General features: G+C 46.3%; 12 protein-coding genes. 2 read left to right on the top strand and 10 right to left on the bottom strand.

Translation table 11 applies throughout. From position 1 onward, the window contains the following. Positions 1-8 precede the first annotated feature (8 nt). Positions 9-614, top strand: coding sequence for a TetR/AcrR family transcriptional regulator (locus tag L5M71_RS06640; protein ID WP_198571794.1), 606 nt, complete (start codon positions 9-11; stop codon positions 612-614). 147 nt (positions 615-761) lie between these two features. Here L5M71_RS06640 and L5M71_RS06635 read toward each other — a convergent pair whose 3' ends face one another. From L5M71_RS06635 to L5M71_RS06590, 10 genes are all read right to left on the bottom strand, one after another. Further along, complete coding sequence (locus L5M71_RS06635) at positions 762-1,568, bottom strand: CsgG/HfaB family protein (RefSeq protein ID WP_105251644.1); 807 nt, start codon at positions 1,566-1,568, stop codon at positions 762-764. Continuing rightward, complete coding sequence (locus tag L5M71_RS06630) at positions 1,568-1,963, bottom strand: curli assembly protein CsgF (protein ID WP_263207315.1); 396 nt, start codon at positions 1,961-1,963, stop codon at positions 1,568-1,570. Before L5M71_RS06630 ends, L5M71_RS06635 begins: the two co-directional genes overlap by 1 nt. Before the next feature lie 10 nt (positions 1,964-1,973). Next, on the bottom strand, positions 1,974-2,384 hold the full coding sequence (locus L5M71_RS06625; RefSeq protein WP_219251155.1) for a curli production assembly/transport protein CsgE: 411 nt from the start codon (positions 2,382-2,384) through the stop codon (positions 1,974-1,976). Positions 2,385-2,682: 298 nt separating this feature from the next. Further along, complete coding sequence (locus L5M71_RS06620) at positions 2,683-4,371, bottom strand: sensor histidine kinase (RefSeq protein WP_219255348.1); 1,689 nt, start codon at positions 4,369-4,371, stop codon at positions 2,683-2,685. A 39-nt stretch (positions 4,372-4,410) separates the two neighbouring features. After that, positions 4,411-5,889 (bottom strand): sigma-54-dependent transcriptional regulator, encoded by a 1,479-nt coding sequence (locus tag L5M71_RS06615; RefSeq protein WP_263180159.1) that lies wholly within the window; start codon positions 5,887-5,889, stop codon positions 4,411-4,413. Positions 5,890-6,012: 123 nt separating this feature from the next. Continuing rightward, positions 6,013-7,212 (bottom strand): FtsX-like permease family protein, encoded by a 1,200-nt coding sequence (locus L5M71_RS06610; protein WP_263207310.1) that lies wholly within the window; start codon positions 7,210-7,212, stop codon positions 6,013-6,015. Positions 7,213-7,222: 10 nt separating this feature from the next. Beyond that, complete coding sequence (locus tag L5M71_RS06605) at positions 7,223-8,533, bottom strand: ABC transporter permease (RefSeq protein WP_198571797.1); 1,311 nt, start codon at positions 8,531-8,533, stop codon at positions 7,223-7,225. Between the two features lie 11 nt (positions 8,534-8,544). Beyond that, positions 8,545-9,294: an ABC transporter ATP-binding protein gene (locus L5M71_RS06600; RefSeq protein WP_028761691.1), complete on the bottom strand. Its 750-nt coding sequence runs from the start codon at positions 9,292-9,294 to the stop codon at positions 8,545-8,547. A gap of 98 nt (positions 9,295-9,392) precedes the next feature. Next, on the bottom strand, positions 9,393-9,656 hold the full coding sequence (locus tag L5M71_RS06595) for a hypothetical protein (RefSeq protein ID WP_028761690.1): 264 nt from the start codon (positions 9,654-9,656) through the stop codon (positions 9,393-9,395). A 109-nt stretch (positions 9,657-9,765) separates the two neighbouring features. After that, positions 9,766-11,028: an efflux RND transporter periplasmic adaptor subunit gene (locus tag L5M71_RS06590; RefSeq protein WP_263207308.1), complete on the bottom strand. Its 1,263-nt coding sequence runs from the start codon at positions 11,026-11,028 to the stop codon at positions 9,766-9,768. 352 nt (positions 11,029-11,380) lie between these two features. Between L5M71_RS06590 and pyrC the strand changes: the two genes are divergently transcribed. Continuing rightward, a complete protein-coding gene (gene pyrC, locus L5M71_RS06585; protein WP_263180162.1) occupies positions 11,381-12,412 on the top strand; it encodes a dihydroorotase in 1,032 nt (343 codons plus the stop codon). The last annotated feature ends 121 nt before the right edge of the window (positions 12,413-12,533 follow it).

Raw genomic sequence — 12,533 nt, 5'->3', positions numbered from 1 at the left:
GATAAATCTTGAATAAACCATCAACAACACAACCCATTAAAACCATGACTGATAAACGCCAAGCTATTCTCGATACTGCTTTAGCGCTCTTTGTCAGCCAAGGATTTCATGGCACGTCCACCGCCTCGATTGCGAAACAAGCAGGTGTAGCAACAGGTACCTTGTTCCATCACTTCCCTTCTAAGGAAGCCTTGATGGAATCTTTGTTTCTAACCATAAAACAAGAATTTGCCGATGCCTTACTGTTAAACACCCATAAGGGCAGCGATCTTAAGCACAATGCCCTACAACTATGGCAAAGTGCGATAGATTGGTCGCTGGATAACCCTGTCAAACAACTGTTTTTTCAGCAATATTCAATGTCGCCCATGATTGCTGCTAAGGTGCGCGATCAAGCGATGAATAGCATCTTAGGCTTTATTAGCGAACTCATTAAGCAGGGACAAATGATGGGGCTAATCGCCCATTATCCAGTGGAATTGATGCTAGAAAACTGCCACGGCCAATATCTAGCAGCAACCCGTTTCTTTATCGATAACCCGCACTTGGGGACAGATAGAACATACCGCGATGCCAGTTTTGAACTATTTTGGAAGGCCATGCAAGCGGACTAAAATAGCCAAATATCAACTGACTGCTGCAATAACTGCAATAAAAAACCGAGTCAGCTTAACTGGCTCGGTTTTCTTTTACGCTATCGCGACTAAGTGCTAAAGCAGAAGTCTGCTTTGCTCTAGCATCTAATACCGGCTTTCAGGCACCTAGCCCTGACTCAACTCTTGGGCTTTTTCTGCTGGCTGCGCCACTTGAGTTGGGCTCCAGTAACCTTGTTTGATACCCTTATCAATCAGCTCAGCGACCGCCAATTCAATGGCTTGTAATACGCAAAATTGCACTGGCTCATTGGTAGTAAAACCGACTTCAGCCTCAGCGAGTCGATTTAAACTCGTGTAACGGAACAAGCCCGCACGCATTTCTTGGGATAAAACACGTTTGCTGGTTGAGACCGACATCATGACCTTACCTGTGTGTACATCCACGGCGCGTAGATAAATGGTCACCAGATCTTCACGGTACATTTCAGAGGCGCCAATGCCGTAGTATTCGACACCGCTACCACCAGTGCTAGTGTTGGTCTCATAACTAATCACCCCACCTTCGAGTAACAATCTGGCGGTGGATAATACGGGCACTTCATCGCCCTTAGTACCGCTCTGTTTGTTGCTGATCTTACGCTCGGTAAGCAAATTTTGTAGCCCTTCACGCTCAACTGGTGTAAACCATTTCGAGTCGAGCAAAGTCTGCATCAACATCGATGTTGCGCCCTGAGTTACCGCGGTCGAAAACGAACTCACGTTAGCCTGCGGCTTATATTGGCCAGTTTGATCGCGAAAGGAATACACGGCCACAGGGATAGGAAACTTAGGTCCTGGTTGAGTTTGCAACCCACGCATCACCTCACTCAAGGGGTTAACCTCGGCAGCCGTGATATTTAAATCGGGTTTGGAGATCAGGCTACAGGCCGACACACTTAGCAGTAATAAACTCACTAACACTAGACGGGCCATTAGTTGACTCCTCCGAATGTCGGCATTTCAATCACAGTGACTTCACCGGTTGCAGTATTAGTAATAGTTAGCATCACGCCATTTCCCGTAGAAGCCACTTCAATGCGAAAATCACCGGTATCGTAAACACCATCGGTGATTTCACCATCGGCAACGCCGCGGGTGATCGAGTTGATGATGTTACGCTCTAGGGATTCTTTAAAACGGGTGACAAAATCCTTCTCGGTCGAGCTGGATTTATTATCGTTCTGCGCTTGGGCTTTATTTAATAAAAAAGCCCCATTTTGCGGATTGCCGCCAAAACTGGGATTCACTGGCGTATAAATCAATTCAGTGGCTTGGCCACTGCTTGCCACACATAGCGTGACAAGAGCAAGTAACGTCCTGTATGTCATTATTATTATCCTAAAAGTCGTCCGATGTTCCTGAAAAATCACCTGTTATTGCATTGGCTCTGACTTGCGCTAAATAATCAATCGTAAGCAAAATCGCCTGCTCTGCGCTCTCTTTAATCGGATTTGCACGACGACCAAAATGGGTGGTGTAAATCCGAGTCCCGTTTACCTCTAAAGTTAAAACGGTTCCAGCCTGTGGAAACACTGTCTCATATAGAGTGACGTTAAAGCCTTGGGTAAAGGGCAGTTCGCGCCAATAGCTTGAGTAGTAAAAGCCAAAGTCCTTACCAAACCGAGTCAAGGTTCTATCTATTACTAAGCCACTAATTTCAATGTCGTTATCGGCAATAGTGATAGGGGAAGCCAGCAGCAGGAATGGACATAAAACGTAAGTAAACAGACGCTGTTTTAACTGTTTCACTTATCCCTCCTTAACCTTTTTAATCGAACCTTAAAAACCGCGCTAACCTCTGTTAGAACAAGGTGAGTTTTAACGCAAATTTTCGATAAAACAGGTTAACAGGGTTAAAGATCTCCCGTCATTACGCTGGGGGGCAAATTAGCCCGAAGAGCTAAGGTAAAAAGGCAAAAATAGCCCATTTGGCTAATACGCCAAGAGGCTGTTGAGGATAGGAGTTATGCATTAAACAAGCGGATAAGATAAGCAATAAAAATGCGACTTAAGAGTCGCATTACGGTGTTGATTCAAAACGCGAGCATTATTGTGGTAACCATAGTCGAACCAACAGGCCACCGTCACTGCGATTATGCATGCTAATACTGCCATCGTGGGCTTCGATAATTTCACGGCACAAAGGTAAACCTAAGCCTGTACCCGATTGTTTTGTTGAGTAAAACGGCAGTAGCGCCTGCTCTAATACTTCACCAGACATACCTGCGCCGCGATCCTCAATCACAATACTAAAACCTGCACCATCCACTAAGGTTTGATACCGAATCGACAGGGTGACATCCTCGGGGTTTGAGCCAGATTCATGGGCGTTTTTAAGTAAATTGAGGAGCACTTGCTCCATCTGTCCTTGATCGAAAAAACCATCAACCTCAGGTAACTCATGAATGAGTTTAAAGGGATAATGCTGAGTTAACTGGGCAGTAAATTGCGTCCAATTCACCTGACGCCGTTGCGGGAGCGGCAACTTAGCAAAACGAGCATAGTTGAAGATAAACTGGCTTAGATGGCTGGTGCGATTCTCGATGGTATCGAAAATTAAGGTTAGCTTGGGATTATCGATATCTTTGGTGAGCAGTCGGCCGGAGTTCACCATAGAGGCGATGGGCGCGACTGAGTTATTGAGCTCATGGCTAATAATGCGGATGACTTTTTTCCATACTGCCACCTCTTGACGATTGAGCTCGCGGGTCATCTGCTTGAGCAAAATCAAGTTATGCTGTTGGTTATTCAATAAAAATTGGCCGCGACTTAAATACCAAGTTTCCACATCATCTTCACCCATGGCGAAGAGTCCGTTCTTTTCATGTTTAAGCGCTAAGGCCAATACTTCGGGCAAATCCACCAGCAATTCATCTAAGCTCAAGCCTTCCATTCTGCCCTTTTTATGAAATAGGTGACGCGCCGCATCGTTGGCGTAAATGAGCCGCTGATGATCGTCCAGTAACAACATCACATTGGGAGAACTTTGAATCACCTTATCCAGTAATAACTCCCGCTGATAAATGTACTGCCTTTCTTGGCGCAATTTTGCCGCCGAATGGTTAAATAACTGCGCTAAGGTTTTGAGCTGACCTTCGCCATGTTCAGGAATACTCACACTAAAGTCATTATCACTAAAATTTAGCAAGCCGACTTCAAGGGAATCTAAACTGCGGCCGAGATGTCGAGTCAACCAAGCAATACCTAAACCACAGACAGCACAAGCGAGAAGCAACACGATCAAACCTTCACCTAAGGTCAAACTCGAGACACGCTCTCCCTTAGCTATCTCAGCGGATATCGCAGGAGATACAGGTGCTTTGGGCGGTAAAATGGATAGCGGTTCTACACGTAAAGGCTCAACCACATGAGGAATAGAATTAAACAGCCCTTCTTTAAGTTGTTCTAACTTGAAGAGTTTTATTTGTAACTGCTCTTGTTTAAGTTGTTCAAGCTTTTGCAGCTCGGCTTTAATCTGCTCGGCCCTCTGGTGCGCTTGCATCGCCGCAGCCTCCTGCAATTGCTCACTATTGTTAAGGGCGAGTTCGATGGAGGCGACCGTTTTCTCAAGCTCCGCAAAATCCAGTTGCACATTCACATCAGGGATTTCAATCGTGTTAGACGTGGCAACAGACGAAGCATAGGGTGAGATATACTTCACCAAAGCAAAACTCAGCAAGACGCCAAAGGCGCAGCAAGCCATTGAAAAAATGATAAGTTTAGTTCGAATTAACACTCAGATTCCTTAATCGATAGCCTAGCATCTGCATTTAGCCTATGACTTATCTAAACCAAACTTGTCCATCCGCCGATACAGCGCTTGGCGACTGAGTCCAAGCGCTTTTGCCACCCGAGCAATTACGCCATGATGCTGTTTTAGCGCCGCTTCGATATCTTCTCGGCTCACGTCTATCGCCTCATTGGCATCTGACACTTGGGCACGAACAGACTCATGATAAAATGCGGTATTTACGGGGATGGAAGCGGGCGAATAAACAGGCAGAGGATCAGAGTGTCTCAAGCCAGATAGCCGCGACTCAGATACAGCCGAAACACTGGAAGCAGATTTGATGACACTCGCAACAGGTGCCAAACCAAAGTCAGCTTCAGTCAACACATGGCTTTGCGCCAACAATACGGCTCGCTTACAGGCGTTTTCAAGCTCGCGCACATTTCCCGGCCAGCGGTGCTGTAATAACGCCTGCAACGCAGGTTTACTCAAGCTAAAATCGCTGCCAATAAAATGCTGCACTAAAGGTAAAATATCATCGATGCGTTGATTCAGCGGTGGCAATGCCAGTTCAATCACGTTTAAGCGGTAAAACAAATCCTCACGGAATCGCCCTTCAGCGATATCTTGGGCCAGATCCGCATTGGTCGCACTGATCACCCGCACTTTTACTTTCTGGGTTTTATGGCTTCCTAAGCGTTCAAATTCGCCGGTTTGTAGCACCCGCAATAATTTCACTTGACCAGACAAAGGTAAATTGCCAATTTCATCTAAAAACAGCGTGCCGCCGTCGGCCGCTTCAAAACGGCCAATACGTGCTTTAGTTGCGCCCGTAAAAGCGCCCGCCTCGGCACCAAACAGCTCGGCCTCTAATAAATCCATCGGCAAGGCGCCGACATTGACCTTAATAAAAGGTTTGTTTTTTAAGGGTGAATTGGCGTGGAGAATATCGGCAAGCTTGTCTTTACCCGCGCCATTGGGGCCAGTGATCAAGACCGACACATCGGAGCGCGCCAGTTGCAAGGCTAAATCAATGCAACGCTGCATAGCACCGCTGCCAAAGACAATACCGCAGAGATCCGCATCGGCGATCGCCACTTGGCGTTGATGATTCACTCGCTCCAAGCGGTGGTTAGCACGGGAGAGTTTATAAAGCGCAATCAGATTAGTGATGCTATTGAGTAGCTTAGCGTCATCCCAAGGTTTGCCCATATAATCGGCAGCGCCCGCTTTGACTAATTCAACTGCCGTTTCGAGTTGCGTCCACGCCGTCATCAAAATAATCGGCAAATCCCCTTGGCGTTCGCGCAGGGCGTAAAACAGCTGCCGACCTTCCTCACCCGAGGTGGTATCTCGGGTAAAGTTCATATCTTGGATCACTAAATCCACATCTTGCGTCGTCAATAACCCAAGGGCGTCCTCTGGGCTATGGCAAATCAGCACCCGATAATCATTGAGTTCTAGCATCAAACCTAGGGCTTGGCAGATGGCATGATTGTCATCGACGATAAGGATAGTATCCATAAGTGTGAGTGTTGTCCTAAGTAAAACTGTTAACCGTAAAGTAACAAAAAGTGCAATAACATCCTATTGTTATCGCACTTTTGTCGAGCTTTTATCGTACCTTGAGTAACATCAAATATTCCGCTATACGCTGCGGGTTGCGGTTGCTGGCGAAATATTTGCCGCCTTACGCGCCGGTAAGTAAACCGCTAACGTGGTGACAATAAATAAACCTGCCACAGTAATTAGTGGGTAGCTTAAGTCCAACATAGGCAAGCTATAGATTTTCATTAACTGTTGGCCTAACTGTATCGCTAACAAGCCGCCCAACACGCCTCCCGCTAAGCAAATCAAATAGTTTTCCACCAGGAAGTAACTGATAATATCGCGTTTTTTAGCCCCCAATGCACGGCGGGTACCTATCTGCTTAGTGCGGCGCTGGATATTAAACATCACCATGCCCGTTAAACCGAGCGAGGTGATAAGCAATAACAACACCACCATCATAGTTAACACAGTAATCATCAATTTATGATCGCGATATGAACTATCTTTTAAGGCCTCGATTGACTTAAAGCCATCGAGCACTCGGTTTGGATTCTCGGCCAGCAGCGCTTTTTTTATCGTGTCTTTAAGCTCGGCGTGAAACTCAGGTTTGGCCCGTACCATGTAAGAACTGCTGCCATAATCCACATTTTGAATCACACTATTTTCAAGGCTAGAACTGTCAATCCACGCGCCTTGCAGTTTTTCGACTACGCCAATCACAGTGATCTGCGCATCCTTGCCCTCGTACAACACTTTACCAAGTGCGGATTCATCAGGCCAAATGGCTTTGGCTAACACACTGGAGATGATCGCTAATCGGCTAGGGCTATCGAGGTTATCCTTAAGTTCATGGGGGTAAAAGTTACGTCCCTCAATCAGCTTAATGCCTAAGGTCTCAATGGTGTGATCTGTCCCTAAATACATGGCAAATTGCGGTGTCGATTTAGCGCTATCTGGGTCGGGGCCCAGATTTAACGTGCTCGACCAGCCGCCACCGCTTAACGGCAACATATTGGTTGAGGTCGCATCAATCACATTGGGTAGCCCCCGCAAAATTTGCTGATCAATTTTGTTTTGCGCGGTTTTATCAATCAATGGATCAAAGTTAAACAAGCTAAAGGTCAATACTTCTGACTCTTTAATCCCCGAATCACGCTGCATCAGGACTAAACGCTCTTGAATAATAAAGCTCGCATTCGCCACAATCGCCACAGACAGGATAATCTGAATAAGCAGTAAGACTGGACCGCTTTTACTGCGCAATAAACTGCTGAGAATAGGTTTAATATGCAACATAATGAGTCCCTTACTGGCTTTTTAGATAAACACTAGGTTTAGTGCGACACACAACCCATGCGGGATACAAGCCAGCCAACAAGGCTGTGCCTACCGCAATACTTGGGGTGATAATCCACATACTCGCCGATAAATGGGTTAAGCCCTTCGCGACCTCAAACTGGGCCGATAACCCATAAAGCGAAGCGTAGGCCCAAGCGAGTCCAAGCAAACCACCGAATAAGCCAATCATGCCCACTTCAACCATATATTGAGCGAAGATTTGACCACGGCTAGCACCAATAGCGCGGCGCACTCCCACCTCGGGAGCTCGCTTGAGGAACTTTGTCAGCATTAAACCTAATATATTGACTAAACAAACACTTAAAAACAGCGCACTCAAGCCAACCAAGATTTTATTGTCTTCGGGCACCACATGATTGTATTCAAGCCAAGTTGCCACATCGGATACTTTGACTGAGTCAGCGGCAGATTTATTATCCGTAAAACGGCCTAGGGCTTTTTGCTCCGCCACATAATTGCTGAGCCAAGAACGGTAACTGGCTACTGCGTCTTTATTTGGTAACTCAACCCAATACAGCAGCCACACTTTTTCAGAGTTAAGGCGATCACTGTAACTATTCATCGTCTCAAACTTCCAACCTGACGTGTTACCCCATATATCAAACTCTTCGATAGGCGTCAGCGAAAACGGCACAAAAATTTGTTCCGTGTCGTTAAAGGCACCGTTAGTGGGATCATAATATTTAGGCTTAGGATCCCAAGCATCAATCACACCAACCACTTGATAAGGTTTACGATTAAGATAGATAACTTTGCCAACACTGTTTTGACCCGCAAATAACTTTTGATTGAGTTTATCGTTAATCACCACTTGATAAGCAGGCTCAGTGTCGACGGATTTATCCCACGCATTACCGTACAAAAATGGCACGTCAAACAGCTTGAAAAAGTCACTGTCCGTCACCCGAATGCTTTCTAAAATAGGCGCAAAATTGGCATCCTCCGTCTGCACTGCCATCCCAGTGCGAAACATCGCAGCTTGGCGTTTAGGTAAGGTATTGTTGCGCAGATTCATCGCGTCTTGGTAAGTCACTAACGAGTTTAACTCATCCCAAGAATCGGGACCTTGGCTCCAAAGCTGTACCGCATTTAACTCATCAGAGCGTTCACCCGCAGGATTAAATGACATCATCTTGTACACGTTTAACGTAGTAATCGTGATACCAATACCAATCGAAATCGCCAACACCATCAACAGCGACAGCACTGGGGTTTTCTTAATGCTGCGCCAAGCTAAATCAACATAATAAAAGAACATAATGCATATCCTTAACGGTCGGCGTTGGCGACAAGTTTGTCGATATCAGTCGCAGCAGTGATGTCACTGACATGGCGATGACCTTGATGATACATAGTAAAGTCACACACTTGACCATCAACAATTTGAATGTTGCGTTGGGCGCGGCGAGCGAGTTCAGGATCGTGCGTCACCATGATAATGGTTGTGCCCGCTTGATTGATATTTTCGAGTAGTTCCATCACTTGACGTGCCATTAGGCTGTCGAGGTTTCCCGTAGGTTCGTCGGCGAGTAGGAAGCGTGGCTCCCCCGCCAAAGCACGAGCAATCGCCACCCTTTGTTGTTGTCCACCCGACAACTGAGTAGGTAAATGTTTAAGCCGTGAAGCTAAGCCCACTTGCTCTAATGCCTCTTGTACACGACGTTGACGCTCCTTGGCATTAAAACCACGATAGCGCAGCGGCACTTCGATATTCTCAGCTAAGTTAAGATCGGGAATTAAGTTAAAACCTTGGAAAATAAAGCCAATTTTTTCATTTCGGATAGTGGCGCTCTTGTTATCGCTCAAGTTAGACACGTTAATCCCATCGAGAAAATAGTCACCGTGAGTAAAACCTTCGAGTAAACCTGCAATATTTAAAAAGGTGGTTTTACCCGAGCCAGAAGGACCCGTGACCGCGACAAATTCGCCTTCATTCACCTCGAGGTTAAAATCGCGCAGGGCGTGGGTTTCTACTAAATCCGTTTTAAAAACCTTGCTCACATTCTTCATTGATAACATGTTAATTTCCTTTAAATAATCAAATCTATTTTGCGCCCAGACTCTGCGTCTACACCTTAGGCATCGACTCATGTACGACCGTAATCAGCACACCTTTATCAGCCAAAGAATGGCTCAACGACACACTCTAAAAACCACATAAAAGCGCCCAGCATAAGGTTGGCAGTTTCGGTGGAAACCTCACCCACTTGGCGAAACTCATCCAAAGGATTGCTCCATTCCAACAAATTGAGTCCGAGGAAAAACCAGCTATTGGCCTCACCGATACTTAATTCCACCGCAACCACCAGTAATAATAAGGCTAGTACTCCAAACATTTTGGATGACATCAACACGCTGATATCAAATTGTTTATCACGCATATCCGGCTCCTATTCTTGTCCATGTCGCAGCAGGTTTCGTCATTCACCTTGATCACTGCGCTGTTAAATTCATCAGATTGGTTGTTTAATAATTTACGAATATCGGTCATCAATGAATTCTGACCTGTTCGGCGTGATTAAAGGGGTCGACACTTGAAATAACCCACTCATCTCCGGCTTTGCCACCATCAAGCACTTCGACTTGGCTCAGGCTAGTACTGCCAAGCTTAACCTCACGACGACTGGCTAAATCGCCCTCGATTTGATAAGCCACATTACCCCCACCGCTGGTCATAAAGGCGCCGCGTTTTACCATAAGAACATTGGGTCTGTGCTCTAATAACACTCGGGCCGAGATACGTTGATTCTGGCGCAGTGTTAGGCTGTCGCTTTGGTCAAATTGCACCCTAGCGGTCACTTCACGGTTACGCACTTCAGGGGAAATTGACGATAACTTGCCCATTAACTTAATACTGCCAAAACTCAACTCGACTTCCATGCCTAAACCCAGATCGTCCGCATAGGACTCAGGCACGGCTAACTCAGCCTCATAGGCGCTTAAATCCACGACGGTTAAAATCGGTTGGTTAGCGCTAAGACGGGTTTTCTGCTCGGTAATCCAGTTACCGATAATACCGTTAACAGGTGCGACAATATTCAAGGCATCGACTTGACGTTCTAATTCACGCACCGCGAGAGTTTGACGCTCAACTTCTAGGGCTTTATTTTTAATTTCAAAGGTTAACGTATCTTTCGTTAACGCAACTTCTTGCTCTGCATGCTTAAACTTCAGCTTGGCTTTGTGTAGATCATCTTTGCCTTTTTCATAATCAATCTGGCCAATAAGCTGACTTTGAATCAGCTCCTCTCCGCGTCGGCTTTCCCTATCCGCCGCTTCAAGATCGACCGTTGCGATATCTAAGGTTTGATAAGCTTGTAATTGATCGCGTCTTGCATCCAACTTAGCGCGCTCTAATGCACTCTCCATACCCGCTAATAGGGACTTGGCTTGCGCTAGCTGATTAGTGAGTCTTGGACTATCAAGTTTGGCGACCACATCGCCCTTATTAACAGTATCGCCAGGATTGCTGAGCAGAGTCACAGTACCTTCCTCAGTGCTATACAAAATAGGCGCATTGGCCGCCACGATTTTACCTGTGGTCGCCACATCGCGGGTTAACGTTCCAACGAAGAGTTTTGCGGTAGTGATGTCGCTGCGGCTTAAGGATTTGCTCACGCTATCAGTGCCCAAGCTAGCCCAAACTAAGGCGCTGACTAATAAGGCGCAACCGCCAATGATCAGCGGTAACTTAAGACGTTTAGAGGTCGATGGCACAAGTACTGTATCTTGGCCGCTAGTATCTTTAATCATGGCTTTACTCGCTTCCCTGTTGGAATCATCAGTGCCGGAACGTATCAACGGACACTATTGGAAATCTCTACCCTAGAGACAGCAAAGCCTATGCCAAACAAGTAAAATCATTTACTTTCATAATCTTAATAAAAAATTACAGATAAAAGTGTCCGCGGACACTGGCGCTTTTATTTAAAAGTGTCCGCAGCAGTGAAATGAAAAGTGTCCGATTGAAAAAGCAGTTCCTAGATTCTAGGGTCTAGAATCTAGATTTATTAACCAAAACAGCCGAGTTTCCCTTTACAGTAAAATCCTTGCCACATAAGATCCTGCCACCCTCGCAGCAAAAACGATCAAAAGACCAAACCCTATGACCACAATAACAATCACTCGCCCAGACGACTGGCATATTCATTTAAGAGACGGCGCCCAGCTTAAAGATACAGTGCGCGACATCAGCCGCTATATGGGCCGCGCCATCGTGATGCCAAACTTAGTGCCCCCCGCTATCGATACCGAAACCGCACTGGCCTATTACGATCGCATTAAAGCGCAGGTGCCCGCGGGCTCACAGTTCGAACCTTTAATGGTGTTGTATTTAACCGACAAAACCAGCCCAGATGAAATCCGCAAGGCCAAAGCCTCGGGTAAAATTGTCGCTGCTAAACTCTACCCAGCGGGCGCGACGACTAACTCAGATTCCGGCGTAACCGATGTTAAAAACATCTATCCCGTACTCCAAGCCATGCAAGAAGTCGGCATGCTATTTTTAGTCCACGGTGAAGTCACAGATTCAGCTATTGATATTTTCGACCGCGAGCGTGTCTTTATTGAAAATATCCTCAGTAAAATTGTCGCCGATTTCCCCGCGCTTAAAATCGTGCTTGAGCATATCACCACCAAAGATGCCGTCGATTTTGTCACTCAAGCCTCAGACAATGTGGCCGCGACTATCACAGCCCACCATTTACTGTATAACCGCAATCACATGCTGGCAGGCGGTATTCGTCCGCATTTTTACTGCCTGCCGATTTTAAAACGCAATACCCACCAGCAGGCGTTGTTAGGTGCAGCGGCAAGCGGCAGCAAGAAGTTTTTCCTAGGTACAGATTCAGCGCCACACGCCAAGGATAAGAAAGAAGCGGCCTGTGGCTGCGCGGGCTCCTACACGGCTCATGCTGCCATAGAGCTGTATGCCGAAGCCTTCGAGTCGGTCAATGCGCTGGATAAACTCGAAGCGTTCGCAAGCTTTAACGGCCCAGACTTTTACCATCTGCCACGTAATACCGATACCATTACGCTGGTCAAAAAGTCATGGGATGTCCCTGCAACTTACCCGCTTGGCGATACTAACGTAGTGCCAATCCGTGCTGGTGAAGCCATTGATTGGCAAGTTAAATAAGCCTTAAGTCTTTAACATCAAGTCGCCTACGGGCGACTTTTTTATCAGATTTTGATTTTTAATCCACAATCGGTCAGTATCCAGCGCTTAGAATACGGCCCTTACTTATCACCTTTTAAGA

This window comes from Shewanella sp. SW1 (assembly GCF_025653545.1).
GTDB lineage: Bacteria > Pseudomonadota > Gammaproteobacteria > Enterobacterales > Shewanellaceae > Shewanella > Shewanella oncorhynchi.
The sequence above is the reverse complement of the archived record's forward strand: the minus strand, read 5'-3'. Positions and strand labels throughout refer to the sequence as shown.

What these genes read in the sequence shown, in the direction of transcription:
- L5M71_RS06635 (WP_105251644.1), bottom strand. Translation starts at nt 1,568, where the DNA reads ATGGCCCGTCTAGTGTTAGTGAGTTTATTACTGCTAAGTGTGTCGGCC.
- L5M71_RS06630 (WP_263207315.1), bottom strand. Translation starts at nt 1,963, where the DNA reads ATGACATACAGGACGTTACTTGCTCTTGTCACGCTATGTGTGGCAAGC.
- L5M71_RS06615 (WP_263180159.1), bottom strand. Translation starts at nt 5,889, where the DNA reads ATGGATACTATCCTTATCGTCGATGACAATCATGCCATCTGCCAAGCC.
- L5M71_RS06610 (WP_263207310.1), bottom strand. Translation starts at nt 7,212, where the DNA reads ATGTTGCATATTAAACCTATTCTCAGCAGTTTATTGCGCAGTAAAAGC.
- L5M71_RS06605 (WP_198571797.1), bottom strand. Translation starts at nt 8,533, where the DNA reads ATGTTCTTTTATTATGTTGATTTAGCTTGGCGCAGCATTAAGAAAACC.
- L5M71_RS06600 (WP_028761691.1), bottom strand. Translation starts at nt 9,294, where the DNA reads ATGTTATCAATGAAGAATGTGAGCAAGGTTTTTAAAACGGATTTAGTA.
- L5M71_RS06595 (WP_028761690.1), bottom strand. Translation starts at nt 9,656, where the DNA reads ATGCGTGATAAACAATTTGATATCAGCGTGTTGATGTCATCCAAAATG.
- L5M71_RS06590 (WP_263207308.1), bottom strand. Translation starts at nt 11,028, where the DNA reads ATGATTAAAGATACTAGCGGCCAAGATACAGTACTTGTGCCATCGACC.
- pyrC (WP_263180162.1), top strand. Translation starts at nt 11,381, where the DNA reads ATGACCACAATAACAATCACTCGCCCAGACGACTGGCATATTCATTTA.